Genomic DNA, 18,471 nt, shown 5'->3' on the forward strand with positions numbered 1-18,471 from the left:
TATGGAAATTAGACAAGAAAGTAATCGAATTCAAGATTTCCAGCCATTAACTCAGGATGAGCAGGATATTAAGGTTACCCTATACGATAAACTTTTGAGTATGATGGATCTTTCTCTTATTGAGACTGTATCGAAAGATCAAGCACAAATTCAGATTAGTGAAATTTGTGAACAAATTTTAAATGGATTGAATCTGCCAATAAATCTCTCTACAAGAAAACGTCTTGTAGGGCTGATTATTGATGAAGTGTTAGGGCTTGGCCCTCTAGAAACCCTGTTAGCCGACCCGTCAATATCAGATATTCTCGTAAACTCCTATGACAGAGTTTACGTCGAGCGAAGGGGCAAACTCGAAGCTGTTAATATCAAGTTCCACAGTAATGCTCACCTTTTGAATATCATTGATAGAATCGTTTCTAGTGTAGGCCGACGAATAGATGAATCGTCGCCTATGGTTGACGCAAGGCTTGCTGATGGTTCGCGTGTTAATGCAATTATCCCTCCTCTCGCTTTAGATGGTCCTTCTCTTTCTATTCGTCGGTTCGCGGTAGATAAGCTAAATGCTGCACAGCTTATTGAAATAGGTTCGGTAACCGAGGCGATGATTGAGCTGCTTAAAGGGGGAGTAAAGGGGAAGTTAAATATTTTAGTCTCGGGCGGTACGGGTAGTGGTAAAACGACTCTACTGAATATGCTCTCAGGGTTTATTCCAAGTGATGAACGTATCGTTACTATTGAGGATTCCGCGGAACTACAACTGCAACAACCGCATACAGTTAGGCTAGAAACTCGTCCACAGAATATTGAAGGTAAAGGGGAAGTCTCTCAACGAGATCTCGTAAAGAACTGCTTAAGAATGAGACCCGATCGAATAGTGATTGGTGAGGTACGTGGTGGTGAAGCGTTAGATATGCTAACGGCAATGAACACTGGTCATGAAGGGTCTTTAACAACTTTACATGCTAACAGCCCTAGAGATGCCCTTGGTCGACTCGAATATATGGTCTGTATGGCAGGTTTTGATATGCCAGTAAGTAATATTCGAACTCAGATTGCTTCCGCTATCGACATGGTTGTTCAGTTGGAACGGCAGGAAGACGGACGAAGAAGACTCACGAGTATCCAAGAAATCAATGGCATGGAAGGCGATATAATAACCATGTCTGAAATCTTCCGCTTTACGAGAAAGGGGATAGATGAAGAAGGAATGATTATTGGAGAATTTGAGGCAACGGGAGTCATTCCAAGTTTCCATGCAAAGCTAAAACAACATGGTATCGAGCTTCCATACCATCTATTCAATTGTGGCGATCCATTTGCCGAATTTTAGGGAGCTAATATATGTTTTCTAATCAAGTTATTTTCCTCGGACTCGTTTTTATCGCCGTACTTTTCTTATCTCAGGCTCTATTTTTACCTGTTTATAGTCCACAAAGGGCAAATAGTGCGTTGGTACGTAAACGCCTTAAGAAGCTTTCAGAAGAGTCTGGAGATATAACTTACGAGACGTCATTACTTCGCAAGAGTCGCTTAGGAAAGCTAGGCCGAATTGGACGATGGTTGGAGCGTTTTCAGTTTATAGAAAATTTAAGTTATCGTCTTGAACTAGCTGATTATAAACTCATGGGTCATCAATATATTATGTTTGCTCTCTTATCAGCATCGATAGTCGCTGTAGTGGGGTGGATTTATTTAGGGGAGCAGGTTGCGGCCGCGTTTTTGTTTTTCGTGATGTTATTTTTATTTAATTTTAAGTTAAATAGGGATACTTCTAAGCGCATGGATAAGATAGAAGAAAGCTTTCCTGACGCTTTAGATGTATTAAGACGGGCATTGCAAGCCGGTTATTCGTTCTCAGATGCAATTAAGTTAGTGACTGAAGAGATGGAAGGTCCATTGGCTAAGGAATTTAGCCTTATGTTCGCCAATATCAATTACAGTAAAGATACCAAAAGAGCACTCTTGGGATTCATCGAGCGCGTTCCGAGTGTATCAGCTATGGCATTCGCCAGTGCCGTTATGGTGCAAAAAGAGACTGGTGGTAATTTAGCGGAAAATATTAATAACTTGGCTAGGGTCATTCGTTTACGCTTTACGTTCAGACGAAGAGTGAGAACTCTTTCTGCTGAGGGCAGACTTTCTGCTTGGATCCTTATTCTACTACCATTTGTATTATTTGCCGTTATCTATATCCAAACGCCTGGATACGTTGGTGAACTCACTGGTACCGAGGAGGGGCATCAATTGCTCATCTGGGGCGCCATCGGTATGTTTGTCGGTGGTATGTGGATTAGTAAGTTAATAAGGATAGATATGTAATATGGACTTCCTAATTGGTTTATTCGGTCAGTTCTTCGATGATCCTCAGCATGTTGAATGGGCTATATATTCGGTTTCTGCTATTGCTGGGGTCACTTTAGCCATTTCGATTTCTTATCTGTTAAGTGGTATTTATTCACCTATCAGAGCAAGATTAAAAACCCTTAATGGAGGGCAGGTTACTAAAACTAGTCACGATGTTACTGGTACGCTCGAACATGGTATCGGCGAGATGGCTAAGAAACCATTTCTGAATTTTTCTAATCATGAAACAAGAAGGTTGCTTATACATGCTGGATTTCATTCCGAAAATGCTTTAGCCGTTTTTAATGCTTCTCGCTTATTGCTCATTTTGTTCGGTTTCGTAATCTCTTTACTTATCTTAAATCTGTTCCCGAATATCTCGGGTTTTTGGACTTTTTATATCTTTTGCCTTTTTATTGGTGGTGCGTTTATTGCTCCCTCAATGATTTTGCAATCACTTGCTAATCGTCGAATGCGTCGGCTTAGAGTTGGATTTCCCGATGCATTAGATTTACTAGTTGTTTGTTGTGAAGCGGGTTTGGGATTAATGGCCGCCATGCAGAGGGTTGCTAGGGAGTTGGCATTTAGTCACCCAAATCTAGCCAGTGAATTAGAGTTGGTCTGCAGTAAGGTTAGAGCTGGACTTACCATTAAAGTCGCCCTACAGGAGTTTACTGAAAGAACTGGATTAGAAGATATTAAGGGGCTTAATTCGGCAATTTCGCAAAGTATGCGCTTAGGTACCGGGATTGCTGAAACATTGCGTGTTTTTTCCGATGAATACCGCAATAAAAGACTTCAAGCTGCTGAAGAGCAAGCGGCTAAACTTGCCGTCAAGATGATATTTCCGATGATGTGCTGTATTTGGCCATCGTTTTTTATCGTTGCAGTTGGACCTGCTGTACTAAAAGTGATGAAAGTATGGGGGCAGGCATTTTAGTCAAAAATTATAATAGGGGACGATTATGGCAAATAAGTGGATACTGAGTAATGTGGGCCTTAAAGCATCCTTAATAGTATTAGTAAGAGCATGGATGATGTGTAGTCTGTTGTCAGTACTTTCTGCTTGCAGTTCTACACCAGAAGAGACATTGGCACCAGTTAAAGCCCCTGAGCGACAAGATTTACTCGATGTTGGGGCCTTATCGTCAATTAGTGCAGATTTTTCGGCACCAGCGACTGAGGAAGAAGCGTTACAGAAAGCACATAACGAAGAGCAGTCTGGTAATCTTGAAAAAGCCTTGTATGCCTATATACAAGCACTAGATTTTAACGCTAAAAATGCAGAAACTTTCTATCAAATAGGCCGCATTCATACCATGAGAGGCAATCCTGATATTGCTTTTAAAGCCTATAATGAGGCACTCGCAATTGATCCCGATTTTATGATGGTTCATGCAGATCTTGGGGTTATCAGCATGGATAAACGCCAGTATAGAGACGCACGTTTACACTTAGAAAAGGCGATTGAGCTGGATCAATTAAGGTTAGCTGAACTTGAAATGCAACAAATAATGGGGCGATTCATAGTACCGAATAGAGAGTCGCCGGCAAGAGTGTATAACGCCATTGCGATTTTGGAAGATGTAGAAAACAACCATCAACGGGCTAGAGAATATTTTAGATTGATTCTTGAACTGCAGCCTCACTCCGCGGTATTGATTACTAATCTTGGTTACTCTTATTATTTAACGGGTGAGCTAACCATGGCGGAGAAATATTTAAGGCAGGCTCTTAGAGAAGACTCTCGCTTTGACAGAGCCTGGACAAATTTAGGCCTTGTCTATGTTCGTAAAGGCTTTTATAAGCGGGCGCTTTCCGCCTTTGAACAGACTATGTCGCCAGCTGATGCGTTAAATGATCTAGGATACTTTTTGATGCTTGAGGGGAAATATGAAAAAGCGATAGCGTTATTTGAGCGTGCAATTGACATGTCTCCTAGTTACTTTGAACAAGCTCAGAAAAACTTAAGAAGAGCTAATGCGGAGATATCTGATGAGTTTCAGCATGCAGGCTTTTGAGTGATAAGCTTAATTAATGAGTTGAGATATTAATAAGCCTTACCGATAAGAGTAAGGCTTATCTTTTTGAGCCGACTATGGCTGAACTAGCTCTAGCTGCATGAGTAACATATCCTCTCCATCGAGGACTTTAGTCTGACTGCTTTGGCAATGGCCGCAGATCACACTTCGGTCGGAATGCTCGGTAGTTTCACCACAAGTTAAACATGAAAGGACCAAGGGTTGGATATTCATTACGAGTTCGGCTTTACTACAGATCCCCTCTAATTTAAAAGTCTCGAATGCAGTCCTAAGAAGTTCTGGCTCTACTCCGCTTAGAATTCCAAGTTTGATTTCAACTCGGCTAATTTCATTTGCGTTATTGGCCTCTGCATGGCGTTCACACTCTTTAATTAGCGCGGTAACAATTGAATACTCGTGCACTAGCAAATCCTCGGTAACAGCTCACCTTGCGGTAAGTCTAGATAACGAGAGCTGCCCCAAGGCGTATTGAGTACAACCTTTCCTTTTCGGTTTTCGTTTACCTCACCAATTACGGCTGCTTGTTCGCAATGACAGAAGCGTTTCATTATTTCTAATGTCGCATCGGCACTCGCTTTTGGTACTGCAAGAATAAAGGTGCCTTCATTGGCGAGATCGAGTGGCTCAAAGCCGAATAACTCGCAAAGTCCTCTCACTTCATCGCAGACTGGAATCGTATCTTCGTTTACATTGATCTCGACATCGGATGCACTGGCCCATTCATTTAGTACCGCTGATAAGCCACCGCGGGTCGCATCTCGCATTGCATGAACTTCGATATTGGCAGCTATCAGTTGTTCGACTATTGGCCATAATGTCGCGCAATCACTGGTTAGCTCTGACTCGAGTGTTAATCCCTCTCTCGCCATTAAGATCGCCGCTCCGTGACGCCCAACATCACGTGATACAATAATGACATCATCGCTAGTTAGGTTTTTTACCGATATTCCATTTCGCAGGATACGGCCGACTCCAGAAGTATTAATGAAGATCCCGTCGGCACAACCACGAGGAACGACCTTAGTATCTCCGCAAACAATACGTGCTCCAGATTGTTTTAATTCACTGGCCATGCTCTCGACTATGGTCTTTAAGTGAGCAATTTCAAAACCTTCTTCGATAATGAAGCTACAGCTAAGATATTGTGGTTCAGCCCCCATCATCGCTAAGTCGTTAACGGTTCCTGCAATGGAAAGTTTTCCAATATCTCCACCAGCGAAAAAAAGAGGTGAGACAGTAAAGGAATCTGTCGTAAAGGCAAGGTTACCGTCGAAATGTAAAACCGCTGCATCTTCTTCGCTACGTAAAATAGGATTATCGAAGGCTTTAAAGAAGAGATCTTTAATTAAGTGGTTCATCTCCTTACCACCGCCGCCGTGACTAAGTTGTACTATTTTTCGTGAGTTATTCAGGCTCATACTTATACTCCGTTATAACGATAGTAAGCGTTGCAAGCGCCCTCAGAGCTTACCATACAACTACCTAATGGTGTTTCTGGCGTGCAGCCGCGTCCAAATACCTTACAGTCTTTGGGTTTGCATAAACCACGAAGAATATCACCGCACTGGCAGGCTTTATGGTCATCAATTTCATTGGTTGGAAGGTGCTCAGCAAAAACGCGTTCAGCGTCTCTATCGCGATATTCATCTCTTAACATTAGTGCTGAAGAGGGGATTGGCCCCAAACCACGCCAACGGAAATGTTCTCTCACTTTAAAGTAGCGATTTACCATCTCTTGGGCTGCGAGGTTGCCATCTTCAGAGACCGAGCGGCTATACTGATTTTCTAACTCCGCCTTTGATGCCACTTTTTGCTTTACAATCATCAAAATGGACTCCATGACATCGACAGGCTCAAAGCCTGAGACAACCACTGGAGTGTTATAGTTGGTTACTGCAGGTCGGTATACTTTCGCACCACTAATTACGCTGACATGGGCCGGACCGATAAAGGCATTCACTTTGACGTTAGGATCGGCCATTACCGCATCAATAGCTGGTGGAACAAGGACGTGGTTAATGTGGAAAACTAGATTGTTTATGGCACGCTTTTCGGCTTGCTCGATCAGTACCGCAGTCATAGGTGTCGACGTTTCGAAACCAATCGCGAAGAAAATGACTGTTTTATCGGGATTGTCGATGGCAATCTGCAAGGTATCGAGAGGATCATAAATTGGTCTGATATCACAGCCATTTGCGCGGTGTTGTGCCAAGCTACCGTTCGAACCTGGTACACGGATCATGTCTCCAAGGGTAACTAAAATGGTATCTGGCAAGCTCGCTAGTGCGGCAGCATGATCAATTCGCTCTTTTGGCATGATACAAACTGGACAGCCCGGCCCATGGATAAAATCGATATTGTCTGGCAAAAGCTGGTTTAAACCATACTTCATTATGGTGTGTGTATGACCGCCGCAGACTTCCATTATATTAATCGTACCGTCTATTAACTTTGCGTGAGTGGCGATCTCTTTAGCTAAAGAACGAATGACTTCGGGATCCCTGAATCCCTTATAGAGCTCAGTTAAGGCTATCATTAAGAATCCTTCTGTTCTTGTTCGAGTTTTTCAACTATCTCTCTGTATAGCGCTAGACTCTCCATTGCATCGGCTTTGTCTATCTTGTTCATGACAAAACCGATATGGATAAGTACATAGTCGCCAATCTCTAGAGGCTCAGTGATAAGGTGGCTACTGACTTTACGTTTAACGCCCATAGTATCGACAGTAACTGCTTGTTCGTCTTGATGAACAGTGACAACTTTAGAGGGAATTGAAAGGCACATTAGGCAGTTACTCCCTTATGTCTTGCAAGCCACTGTGCGACTTGAAGGAGGGATTGTGGCTCTTTGACCGATATCTCCATTAACTCAACATTTGGGTTCAGTTTTTTGAGCTGGGCACGTGACTCCTCCATACTAAAGTCAAAGTAGGGCATAAGATCAGATTTGGTGATGAGCACTAAATCAGCACGTCGGAACATGACGGGGTACTTCTCAATTTTGTCATCACCTTCTGGCACAGATAAGAGAACGATATTTTTATGAGTACCGACATCGTAACTGGCGGGGCAGACTAAGTTGCCGACGTTTTCAACAAAGCATATATCTAGAGGGTCTAAGTCGATATGATGCAAGGCGCTGTGCACCATAAATGCATCGAGATGACAAGCTGCTCCCGTTTGGATCTGATAGGCATCTATGCCTTTGGCCTTGAGTCTGTCTGCGTCTCTGGAGGTTTCAAGATCGCCCTCAATAACGGCATACTTAAGGTCAGTGTATTCATGAAGATATTCTAGCAGTGTTGTTTTACCACTACCTGGACTACTCATTAAGTTAAAGGCCGTGATCCCTTTAGCTTCGAAATGTGCTCGGTTATGCTGCGCTTCGATATCGTTTTTATCTAAAATTTTATGAATGACAGATAGGGTCTTTTTATCGTTGAGCTGAGGGTTCGTTGCGATATTATCGTCAGTTTTAGAATGCGAATGGCCCGAACTTAAAAGATGATCATGACGAGTGATCGAACAACCACAATCTTGGCACATAGGTAACTCCGTTATTTGGTTATAATTAATTGTCACGCAGGTCGAACGCTGCGACCTTGATGCAAATCAGATTTTTGTCTATTCCGTTGTGACGGGTGTCACGCATGATAATTGTTATGCATTGCATGCCAAAGTTGACCTAGGGCAATACCAGCATCATTGATTGGTACTTTGTCACTTGAAAGCAGTTGGTTACCTTGAGCTATTAATTGCTTTTGACTTCGCTCGAGTAGATATCGATTTTGAAATACTCCCCCGCAAAGTACGATGGGCGTATTGAGGTAGTCTTTTGCATATTCACATAGCATATTACTCAGCGCATCCATAAATGCTTTTGCGATCAGGGCTGTACGATATTGGCTAAGTGGGGCTTCTGTTACCCTCTCTATAATCTGGCGTAATAGCTCAGAGGCGTCCCACTGTGAATCTATTAGTTCTATGTGAAAATGGATGGTGTTGTCGTCATCAATATTATTCACCTTAAACTGTGTTTTAAGACTATTAGCTGCAGTTTCAATCAAGATCCCTGCTTGACCTTCATAAAGCGTTTCATTGACCAGCCCTAGTGCTACAGCCACGGCGTCAAACAGTCTGCCGACTGAGGAGGTAATGATACCGTTGCCTGCCTGCCAAAGTTTAACAAGGTTGTTAAACATCATAGGTGAAAGTGCATTAATCGCTGGGAGGTTAAGTGCTTCAATTTCATGTGGTGAATATATTTCAAGCAAGATGGCGATCAAGAGTCTAACGGGTTGCTTGATCGCTTGTTCACCGCCAAGAAGTGCAAAGGGTTTAAGGTGAGCTAAACGCTGATATTGGTTAACATCGCAGTAAAGTGCTTCTCCCCCCCACAGTGTATAATCATCACCTAAACCTGTGCCATCGAAGCTAAAGCCAAGCACGGGAGTTATCACCTTATTCACGGCCATGACACTTAATACATGAGCGTAGTGATGTTGAACCGAGTTTGTATTAGTCACGGCTTGCGATAAAGCCCAGCGACTAGTCGGGTAATCTGGGTGACAATCATGCACCAGTCGGCTGGCAGTAAACCCATATAATCTTGAGAATGTATTTAGTGTGTGATGAAAAAATTCTTCAGCTTCAATTGAAACTAGATCTCCAATATGCGGACTGAGAAATAGGTTATGTTCAAAGCCAAAGCAAACGCTGTTTTTCTGCTGGGCGCCGAGTGCAAGAATGCTTTCCGTTAGCGGGACTTCACTATATAAAGAAAGTGGTGCGTAACCTCTGGCTAAGCGTAGAACCTGCAATTTATCGTTGATCAGCTGAACAACGCTGTCATCGCAGCCATTTATAATAGGTCGGTCGTGATCGAGAATATTGTCGATGACATGAGCCAGTTTATTATTGATGGCTAGGCTATCTGTAATGATGGGCTCGCCAGCCAAGTTTGCACTAGTCATGACTAAAGGTCGCTTAACGCCGCCGAGCAACAGTTGATGCAAAGGCGTATAGGGCAGAAATATACCGAGCCTGTCTATCTCTGGAGCAACTAAGTCACTCAGCTCTAATGTTGTGCTTGTTTGGACAACGGATTCGTGCAGAGTATTAATATTTAAATCAGAATTGGGATCAGATTTTGTTTTAGTATCCTGTGTCGTCACTTTACGCATGAGTGTAATAGGGCGCTCAGCACTACTTAAAGTTAACCACTCGGCTTGGCTGCCAGTGACTAATTTCGCCGCATCTTCGACACTTTCGACCATCACAGCAAAAGGCTTTGCAGGGCGGTTCTTTCGTTGTCTTAAGCGTTCGACACTCGAATCGTTAGTGGCATCACAGACTAAATGAAAACCACCAATTCCTTTAATGGCGAGGATCTTGCCCTCTATGAGTGCATGAATTGCATCTTCAAGTGCACGTTCTTTACTGCTGAGCAAACTTAAGTTGGCTTGTTTGAAACTTAATTGAGGACCACATTTAGGGCAGCTCACAGGTTGGGCGTGATATCGCCTATCCATTGGGTCTAAATACGCACGTTCACAGTCGGGGCACATGGAAAAATGAGCCATTGCTGTATTGGGTCTATCGTAAGGGAGAGCATTGATCAGCGAATACCTTGGGCCACAATTGGTACAATTGGTGAACGGGTATCTAAAGTGGCGGTTTTTTGGATCGTTTATTTCACCAAAGCAGTCGCTACAGGTACATTTGTCGGATGATACCGCAACAACGGCTTGGCTCTCATTTTCGCTATGTATAATGCCAAATACATTACAGTCGTCAATTACCTGCACCGAAGTGACATTAACGCTATCAATACGAGCGAGGGGAGGCGGCTGATCTCTAAGGGCATTTTCAAACTTAGCGAGGTCAACTGTATGCCCCTGAATCTCAATGGTGACTCCTTTACTATTATTAAGTACGTTACCCGTTAGGTTTAGCTCATGAGCTAAACGGTACACATAGGGGCGAAAACCGACACCTTGAACGATGCCGGTGATCTTTACACATAAACGACTTTTTATTAGATTTTTGGTCATGGATACCGTCACAGCTACTTAGTGTCTACGTTGCTTAAGATACAAAGCACCGGCAGCGATATTAAGTCCATCAAGATCCATCTGCGGATTAGTGTTGAGGCTAAAGTTTTTCCCAAGACGAAGGGCGACTCTTTGCGCTAGCACCTCATTAGCAAAACTATTACCTGCGATAACCACTGTCTTAATGCTGATATTTTGATCCAGATGCTCGATCCAATTACAGATATAATCAGCAAAAGAGTCATGCATACCAAAAGCGAGTTTGTCGATGTTTTCCTCTTCAGCGAGTCTAAAGCTGATAATACTGCCCAAGGTCTTGCACCAGTTAAGGCTTCTAAACGCCTCGCCTCGAGTTAACGGGAAGTCGACTCGTGGCGCATTGGCGCCTTTGTGACACATGGCGCGGGCGACCACGAAATCACAAAGTTCCATTTTGCTCGATGGACTAGCTTGGTGTGTCTGGTTTGTGGCGCCAAGAAATATTGCTGCTATGGCCCACAAAGTCTCAATATTATCGGTAGGCTGTTTAAGCTTTAAAGAGAGAAGCTTCAAGTAATCATCGGGATAACGTGCTTTAAATTTATCTAAAAGTGCTTTTTGTGGTGAGAGTTCTAAATGGTGCACTATGTCGTAGCCATTATCGGGCAAAGTTGGAAATTCAAAGAATAGCTCGAGTTGCTGTTTGCCATCTAAAGTGACTATCTGGGTCTTACTTGTATTACTGAAGTACAAGGTGGCTATGTGCTTCGGTTTATTATCTCCAATAGTTGCAGCGTGAAGTGCACAACTCGCGGCGTTATTGATGGGCATGACTGCATGGCCTTGATTGATACCGTGCTCATCGGTAGTGATCTCAATATTTTTTGCAGCCCACAGTGCTTGGTAATTTCCTGCTTGAGCATCATCATGTAATGGTTGACGAATCGCATTGATAATGAGTTTCTGCGCGGATGGCGGGGTTTCAATCAATGACCATTTAGCATCAATCATAGTAACCTTAGGGTTTTGACTATTAGCAATATAAACGTAATCAATACCTTGTTGACGCAAAATCTCACAGATAACTAGTAATAATCGTGACTTAGCGAAACAGATCTCGTAGATGGGCTGCTTGAGTCGAGTATGACTACTGATTGGTCGCGCTTTAATAAAAGGTTTTTCAATACTCGAAAGTGCCAATATTTGGCTGTCGTTGACACTGAAGTGAGCGTGTAAATTATTTGGATTACAGATCACCAATTGCTGACGCGCTTCAGGAGATTGATTCTCTATGGGTTTGAAGCTGATAATGGCGCCGGCACTATTGCTACCTTGCAGCAGTTCTATTGTACCTAATTTATCGAGCTTTTTAACTAGCGCCTTGGCATCGGCTAAGGAGACCGCCTGTTCGTCAAGAGAGATCCGGGTGTGAGCCATGCAACAAGGGCAGTTAAATCCTATGTCTCCAAAATGCGCTGCTTGGTTATCACCAAGTTGAGGTTGGCAATGCTGACAATATTCAAGGTCAAGCTCTGTTGTTTTCAGAAGTTTTTTTGTACCAAGAGGTGTGTCAATAGCGGTTATCTGTGGCTTTACAAGCCAGGTTGATATCAAGAAGTCATTAGCAATCGCGTCTGCGAGTGCTTCTAATTGAGTTTGTTCACCTTTAGCTTCGATATAGTAAAGGTTATCGGTTTTTCCAATCGTTACATCATATTGTTCATTTTGCAGATATTGATTGCAAAGATGCGCGTAAAAAGGGACTTCGCGGGTACAATTAAACTCAAATCTAATATTCTTCATCTAAAGATAAGCCCCGTTTATAAGAGTCGGGAATGAGACTGTTAATATCAATGTTTGCAATACGTTGGTGAGTAAAACCTAAGGAGTCCATGTGACTCAGTAGCGTTTTTTCCATCAAAGGTACAGCTGCTTGGATCTGCTCGGTTAACCCGAGAGTCATAGGTTCAAGGACTGTAGGAGTAACACCTAAAACGAAGGTTTTTGGTCTATCACCGACCATCTCCATCATAATCAAGGTTTGTAGCATCTCTACTTCATGGGCACTACCTTGCCAATCTATTTCGGCAGGGGCCTTGTCGAAGTCAAAGAAATACACTTCACCTGGAGCGACACCATTAGCATTTACTGTGTCAATAACGATAAGGTAGTCGTATTGGCAAAGTGTGGGAATAAGACCTTGGGCTAGTGTTCCACCATCAAGCATATCAAGCTGATCTATTTGATGGTGGAAGCAGTAGTTTTCTTGGATGTAATTGACGAAATGTACGCCGATGCCCTCATCGGCGTACAGGACATTGCCAATACCAAGTAGCAATATCTTCATGTTTTCCTTTTTCTATTTTTTCTTATGGTAATCATAACCAGAGACGATAGAGTCCACTGAGTTATGCTTAAAGCGAATACCTGACCAAACCGCCATATATACGTGTATTACCACAAAGATGATAAATACCCAGGTCAAGTAGTGATGCCAGATCCGTACTGGTGCTAATCCACCCATCAACGCAGTGATCCAGTTAGCCATTGGCGCAAGTAAGCCACCAAGACCTTCGTGATATACATTGGCATACAAGACTAGTCCTGTAATGCAGATTAATAACGCAACCACAGAGATTGCTAAGTAAGTCACGAACTGTAATGGACCATAGACGCCAGCTTTGTCTAAATGTCCCATCCAAAGATAGGACTTAAGCTGAGTGATCCAACTCTTAACGCTCATCACATCTTTAAATGAACGTCGCTCGATATCACTCTTACCGAAAAAGAACAGGTAAGCGCGGACTATGGTTATTGCGACTAACACAAACCCGAAGATCTGATGAGCCGCGCGAATATAGCCTTGTACTAGAACATCTGAGTTATCAGGTGCCACCAAAAATGGCCACGAGATGTAAAACCCTGTAATGATCAATACAAGTATGGCTAAGGCTCTTAGCCAGTGAAATATCCTTATTGCAGCACCAAAGATCAGTTCCCTTTGGTAGGGCGCAGATTGAGTTGCCATGCTATCCCCCTTGATTAAAATCCGTTGGGATCAATTTTAAATTCACCTAAGTTTTGTCCTTTGTAATCCATCACGTGTACTGCACACGCCATACAAGGGTCAAAAGAGTGAATAATTCGGATAACTTCTAAAGGCTTAGTAGGATCTTCAAGCTTTAAGCCAATAAGAGAGGCTTCATAAGGTCCCATTTTGCCCTGTGCATCCACAGGTCCTGCATTCCAGGTTGTCGGTACGACTGCTTGATAGTTCTCAACGAGGCCGCCTTTGATGCGGATCCAGTGACTAAGCATGCCTCGCGGTGCCTCAATCATGGCGTGGCCGATATACTCTTTACTAGAATCTATCTCGGGCTTCACGTAAGTTGCTTCGTCCGATTGCATGTTGGTTAGCATGGCGTCGAAAGTCTTAAGACCTTCTTCGGCTACGATAACAGTTTGCAACATACGTGCAGCGGTACGACCTAATGTGGTGAATAGTGCTTCAACGGGGAGGCCAGTTGCTTCCAGTAAACCATTTACAGAATCGACTACCACTTGGTTACCACGTGCATAGCTCACAAGTAAGCTGGCCAGAGGGCCTACTTCGACAGGTTCACCGTTGTAACGTGGCGACTTAACCCAAGTGTATTTGCCATCACCATCGACAGTCGGTAACTTACCGTAGACCGTATCTCTTTCTACAAAACCTGTGTAATCCGGTACAGTCGTACCATCATATGGATGCTGTGGACCGTCAGCTTTATACCAAGCGTGAGTCGCATCTTCTGCAATCATGTCTGGATCTAAGTCACTCACGTTGCCAAGATCGCCGTTCATGATAACGCCTTGGTTAAACATGTACTGACCATCACTTAACAGGAAGTCTTCAGTTGCAAGGAAGTTCTTAACGTTTACACCACCGAGTACACTCGGCTCAGCGCCAAATGCCGCTGCAGCCATCACGATGTCAGCCTTATAAGCGCGGATAATAAAGTCTTGAACGATTTGATGCTTTTGCTTCCACTCTTGCAAACGAGCAGGGCTTAGCATGTCGCGAACTGAAGTGACGCCACCGACAACGATTGATTGAGGGTGAGGCGACTTACCACCGAAGATCGCAAGCATTTCTGCAGCGATACGCTGAACTTCTAGTGCTTTTAAGTAATGTGATAAAGCGATTAGGTTTTGCTCAGGAGTGAACTTATAGGTGCCATTGCCCCAGTATGCGTTAGCGAATGGCCCTAATTTACCCGTCGCGACAAGACCCGCTACGCGCTCTTGTACTGCTCGCAGATCGCCTTCACCAGCAGCAATAGGATTCTCGGTATAATTTAACGCTTCCTGAGCGGCTAGCGCAGGATCGGCGCTCAAAGCTGATACAACATCAACCCAATCTAAACCATGTAGGTGATAGAAGTGCACAATATGGTCATGCATGTAGAGCGATGTTTGCATCAAGCTTCGAAGGTATTTGGCATTAAGCGGGATCTTGACCCCTAATGCATTTTCTACTGCTTCGGTGCCACAGCGATAGTGTGAATAGGTACACACACCACAAATACGTTGAACGATTAAGCCAACGTCCATCGGTGTACGGCCCTTAAGAATAACTTCAATACCACGCCATAAAGTTGATGATGACCAGGCTTTCTTAATAACATTATTTTCGTCGACTTCGACTTCAACTCGTAGATGTCCTTCAATACGAGTGATTGGATCTATGACTACACGTTTGCTCATGATTATTCCTCTTCAGATTTGGCAAAAATACTGGCGACAGCATGGGCGCCAATTCCGACTGCAGTTGCACCTAGAATGACCGCGCCAACAGTGTCGCTTGTCGCATCTAGACCATGCAGTAATTGCCTTCCTAAAGGTTTTTCAAAATCAGCCATATCGTCCCAGAAGTTTGGTTCTGAGCAGCCAATACAGCCATGACCAGCAAGCACTGGCCAACTGGTATGGTGGTTGAATCTTTCGGTTGGACAGTTGTTATAGGTATAAGGACCTTTACAACCTACCTTATAAAGGCAGTATCCATCCTTTGCGCCTTGATCGCCGAACTCTTCAACAAACTCGCCTGCATCGAAGCGACCACGACGTTCACAGTTATCATGAACGCGCGCGCCATATGCCCACTTAGGTCTGTTAAACATATCAAGAGCTGGTAACTTGCCAAACATAATGAAATACATCAGCGTGCCGACAATGTTCTTTTCACTTGGTGGGCAACCACCTAAATTTATAACCGTCCTATCAACAACTTCGTAAACACCTTTTGCCCCAGTAGGGTTAGGTGCTGCTGCTTGAATACCACCAAAGGCTGCGCAGGTACCGACAGAAATAATCGCAGCGGCGCCTTCGGCAGCTTCTTTAACGATATGAAGCCCAGTGTGCCCTTTACAGCCCACCGTTAAATAAGCGCCATTGTTTGCAGTAGGGACAGCGCCCTCAACAGCCAGTAAATAGTTACCCTTGTATGCAGATAATGCATGTTCGAGGTTTTCTTCTGCTTGCCATCCAGCTGCGGCCATTAAGGTTTCATGGTACTCAAGAGAGACATGATTAAAGATGAGGGTATCTAGATTAGGCGTATCGGTACGGATAAGAGATTCGCTACAGCCAGTACATTCTGCCATGTGCAGCCAAACTAACGGCACTCTGTCTGCAAGTTCAGCGGCTTCTGCGACTAAGGTACTAAATGGAAGCGGTAAGGCTAACATTGCCGTAACTGCCGCACTCCATTTCATAAAGTCACGACGAGAAATACCATTTTGTTCCATTTTTTGCTGTAGCGTTTCACCTGTACGAGGTTGTAGCTTGCGAAGTTGTTCCATTCGCGCCACACCTTGTTGGTAAAGGGCTTCATGTGTTTCCATGGTTAAACCTTTTTTTGTTTATAAGGAATGTGTTCAACGAAAACAGTCTAGGCCTCAAAAAGCTGGGTATTATTGATATGAGTCAAGCTTTTGAGTTCTTTGAAAGATACTACACAGACCAGTTGTAACTCAGTTGAGCTAGATCATTAAATGGGGTTTAAGCGGGACATTATGACCCTGTTTTTCTCATAAGGTGATCTTGATCACGTAAATTGGAGGTGTTGATATTTAACAAAGGCTTAACTAAGGGGTTGCTTATAAATGATTGATTTAAAGGAGGCGGTAGTCATTTTGTTAATTTCAAGGTTGTAAATTTGTTGTCGGTTACGTGGCTGAACTTGAGTTTAAAGCCGAATTATGCCGCTTTGCTAGAGCTGAATTTAAAATAGGCAGGGTAGATCTGCGTCTAGACCTTAACTTTTGTCGTTACGCTTTTAATCATTATATTTAAAGCTGAATGCTTATAGCTGTATTTTGATCGTTGTGGTGAGAGAAGAGCTGCACTTGAGTGAAAGGCATTACACTTTTCAATATATGAAGGTGATCTACTCTGAGTGTTTTTGGCAAAATCATCTAAGTTAAATCAGATTGGGTGATGCTTAATAAAAAAGCCTCTTACATAAATGCGAGAGGCTTTTCGTTTAATCGTTTAATTAAGTGATTATTCGATTAGAAGTTTGCAGAATTTGGTGAACGCGGGAATGGGATCACGTCACGGATGTTTGAAACACCAGTTACATAAGAAACTAAACGCTCAAAACCTAATCCGAAACCAGCGTGTGGGACTGTGCCATAGCGACGAAGATCGCGATACCACCAGTAATCTTCCTTACTTAGTTCCATTTCTGCAAGACGGGCGTCAAGTACATCTAGACGCTCTTCACGCTGAGCACCACCGATGATTTCACCAATACCTGGAGCAAGAACGTCCATAGCAGCAACAGTCTTTCCATCGTCATTTAAGCGCATATAGAAGGCTTTAATGTCTTTTGGATAGTTCTTAACAACGACTGGTGCCTTGAAGTGTTCTTCTGCAAGGTAACGTTCATGCTCAGAATGTAAGTCGATACCCCATTCAACGTCGAACTCAAAGTCTTTATCGCAAGCTTTAAGGATTTCGATAGCATCAGTGTAATCGATTTGTGCGAAGTCACTAGTCACGAAATTTTCTAAACGTTCAATTGCAGTCTTTTCCACACGCTGTGCGAAAAACTCTAAATCGTCACGACGTTCTTCAAGTACGGCTTTAAAGCAATACTTAAGCATATCTTCAGCAAGCTTAGCCGCATCGTTTAGATCGGCGAAAGCAACTTCAGGCTCAACCATCCAAAACTCAGCCAAGTGACGGCTAGTGTTCGAGTTCTCTGCACGGAACGTTGGACCAAAGGTATAAACCTTCGACAATGCACATGCATAAGTTTCAGCATTTAGCTGACCCGATACTGTTAGGAAAGATTCTTTACCAAAGAAATCTTCACCGTAATCTACAGTGCCTTTATCTGTACGCGGTAGGTTCTCAAGATCCAAAGTCGATACACGGAACATCTCACCTGCGCCTTCAGTGTCGGAAGCCGTGATAAGTGGAGTTGAAACCCAAATGTAACCTTGCTCATTGTAAAAGCGATGAATCGCTTGAGATAAACAGTTACGAACACGTGCTACTGCACCAATAATATTGGTACGAGGACGAAGGTGAGCTAGTTCACGTAGGTGTTCGATTGAGTGACGCTTAGCGGCCATAGGGTAAGTGTCTGGATCTTCAACCCAACCAGCAACCTCGATGTTAGTCACTTGCATTTCAAACGCTTGACCTTGGCCAGGAGATTCTACAACCTCACCAGTCATAACGACTGAACAGCCAGCAGTAAGCTTTAACACTTCGTTGGTATAATTTTCTAAATTATTTGGCACAACACCCTGGATAGGATCGAAACATGAACCGTCATAAACAGCTAGGAATGAAATTCCAGCCTTAGAATCGCGGCGGGATCTTACCCAGCCACGTACCGTGATTTGCGAACCAATCGCAAAGTCACCTTTAAACACAGAAGCGACAGATGTAATGCTCATTGTTGCTTAGTTCTCCAACGAAACGTTTTTGTAAATAATTTGGACGTTTATATTACCTGTATAAACGCTTTTCTCAAGTGGAAAGTAGGGTATCTTAGTA

16 protein-coding genes are annotated in these 18,471 nt (G+C 43.4%); 4 read left to right on the plus strand and 12 right to left on the minus strand.

Translation table 11 applies throughout. The features are described from left to right. The first annotated feature begins 1 nt into the window (after position 1). The 4 genes from Q1A86_RS07120 to Q1A86_RS07135 are packed head-to-tail and all read left to right on the plus strand — an operon-like array spanning position 2 to position 4,364. Positions 2 to 1,330 carry a CpaF family protein gene (locus Q1A86_RS07120; RefSeq protein ID WP_367277890.1) on the plus strand — a complete coding sequence of 443 codons (1,329 nt, stop codon included), beginning with the start codon at positions 2 to 4 and terminating at the stop codon, positions 1,328 to 1,330. A gap of 11 nt (positions 1,331 to 1,341) precedes the next feature. After that, on the plus strand, positions 1,342 to 2,319 hold the full coding sequence (locus Q1A86_RS07125) for a type II secretion system F family protein (RefSeq protein ID WP_299804722.1): 978 nt from the start codon (positions 1,342 to 1,344) through the stop codon (positions 2,317 to 2,319). 1 nt (position 2,320) lies between these two features. After that, positions 2,321 to 3,283 carry a type II secretion system F family protein gene (locus Q1A86_RS07130; protein WP_299804725.1) on the plus strand — a complete coding sequence of 321 codons (963 nt, stop codon included), beginning with the start codon at positions 2,321 to 2,323 and terminating at the stop codon, positions 3,281 to 3,283. A gap of 25 nt (positions 3,284 to 3,308) precedes the next feature. Then, the gene (locus Q1A86_RS07135; RefSeq protein WP_299804727.1) at positions 3,309 to 4,364 is read left to right on the plus strand and encodes a tetratricopeptide repeat protein; all 1,056 of its coding nucleotides are present in this window, start codon (positions 3,309 to 3,311) and stop codon (positions 4,362 to 4,364) included. A 75-nt stretch (positions 4,365 to 4,439) separates the two neighbouring features. On the opposite strand, the gene Q1A86_RS07140 is transcribed toward Q1A86_RS07135, so the two are convergent. The 12 genes from Q1A86_RS07140 to asnS form a co-directional block, all read right to left on the minus strand. Continuing rightward, on the minus strand, positions 4,440 to 4,787 hold the full coding sequence (locus Q1A86_RS07140; RefSeq protein ID WP_299804729.1) for a hydrogenase maturation nickel metallochaperone HypA: 348 nt from the start codon (positions 4,785 to 4,787) through the stop codon (positions 4,440 to 4,442). Then, positions 4,787 to 5,803 carry a hydrogenase expression/formation protein HypE gene (gene hypE / locus Q1A86_RS07145; protein WP_299804731.1) on the minus strand — a complete coding sequence of 339 codons (1,017 nt, stop codon included), beginning with the start codon at positions 5,801 to 5,803 and terminating at the stop codon, positions 4,787 to 4,789. Before hypE ends, Q1A86_RS07140 begins: the two co-directional genes overlap by 1 nt. A gap of 2 nt (positions 5,804 to 5,805) precedes the next feature. Continuing rightward, on the minus strand, positions 5,806 to 6,921 hold the full coding sequence (gene hypD, locus Q1A86_RS07150; protein ID WP_299804733.1) for a hydrogenase formation protein HypD: 1,116 nt from the start codon (positions 6,919 to 6,921) through the stop codon (positions 5,806 to 5,808). Further along, positions 6,921 to 7,169: a HypC/HybG/HupF family hydrogenase formation chaperone gene (locus Q1A86_RS07155; RefSeq protein WP_299804735.1), complete on the minus strand. Its 249-nt coding sequence runs from the start codon at positions 7,167 to 7,169 to the stop codon at positions 6,921 to 6,923. The genes hypD and Q1A86_RS07155 overlap by 1 nt, the downstream gene beginning before the upstream one ends. Continuing rightward, positions 7,169 to 7,930 (minus strand): hydrogenase nickel incorporation protein HypB, encoded by a 762-nt coding sequence (hypB, locus tag Q1A86_RS07160; RefSeq protein WP_299804737.1) that lies wholly within the window; start codon positions 7,928 to 7,930, stop codon positions 7,169 to 7,171. The genes Q1A86_RS07155 and hypB overlap by 1 nt, the downstream gene beginning before the upstream one ends. A 98-nt stretch (positions 7,931 to 8,028) precedes the next feature. Further along, the gene (locus Q1A86_RS07165; protein WP_299804739.1) at positions 8,029 to 10,437 is read right to left on the minus strand and encodes a carbamoyltransferase HypF; all 2,409 of its coding nucleotides are present in this window, start codon (positions 10,435 to 10,437) and stop codon (positions 8,029 to 8,031) included. Positions 10,438 to 10,455: 18 nt separating this feature from the next. Next, positions 10,456 to 12,219, minus strand: a complete 1,764-nt coding sequence (locus Q1A86_RS07170; protein ID WP_299804742.1) for a NiFe hydrogenase — start codon at positions 12,217 to 12,219, stop codon at positions 10,456 to 10,458. Beyond that, positions 12,206 to 12,763, minus strand: coding sequence for a HyaD/HybD family hydrogenase maturation endopeptidase (locus tag Q1A86_RS07175; RefSeq protein WP_299804744.1), 558 nt, complete (start codon positions 12,761 to 12,763; stop codon positions 12,206 to 12,208). Before Q1A86_RS07175 ends, Q1A86_RS07170 begins: the two co-directional genes overlap by 14 nt. 12 nt (positions 12,764 to 12,775) lie before the next feature. Further along, on the minus strand, positions 12,776 to 13,444 hold the full coding sequence (cybH, locus tag Q1A86_RS07180; RefSeq protein WP_299804747.1) for a Ni/Fe-hydrogenase, b-type cytochrome subunit: 669 nt from the start codon (positions 13,442 to 13,444) through the stop codon (positions 12,776 to 12,778). Between the two features lie 14 nt (positions 13,445 to 13,458). Further along, positions 13,459 to 15,162, minus strand: coding sequence for a nickel-dependent hydrogenase large subunit (gene hyaB, locus Q1A86_RS07185; RefSeq protein ID WP_299804749.1), 1,704 nt, complete (start codon positions 15,160 to 15,162; stop codon positions 13,459 to 13,461). 2 nt (positions 15,163 to 15,164) lie between these two features. Further along, positions 15,165 to 16,301, minus strand: coding sequence for a nickel-dependent hydrogenase small subunit (hyaA, locus tag Q1A86_RS07190; RefSeq protein WP_299804751.1), 1,137 nt, complete (start codon positions 16,299 to 16,301; stop codon positions 15,165 to 15,167). A gap of 669 nt (positions 16,302 to 16,970) precedes the next feature. Further along, positions 16,971 to 18,371, minus strand: a complete 1,401-nt coding sequence (gene asnS / locus Q1A86_RS07195; protein WP_299804753.1) for an asparagine--tRNA ligase — start codon at positions 18,369 to 18,371, stop codon at positions 16,971 to 16,973. Positions 18,372 to 18,471 lie beyond the last annotated feature (100 nt).

It is taken from the genome of uncultured Shewanella sp., from assembly GCF_947497935.1.
Lineage (GTDB): Bacteria > Pseudomonadota > Gammaproteobacteria > Enterobacterales > Shewanellaceae > Shewanella.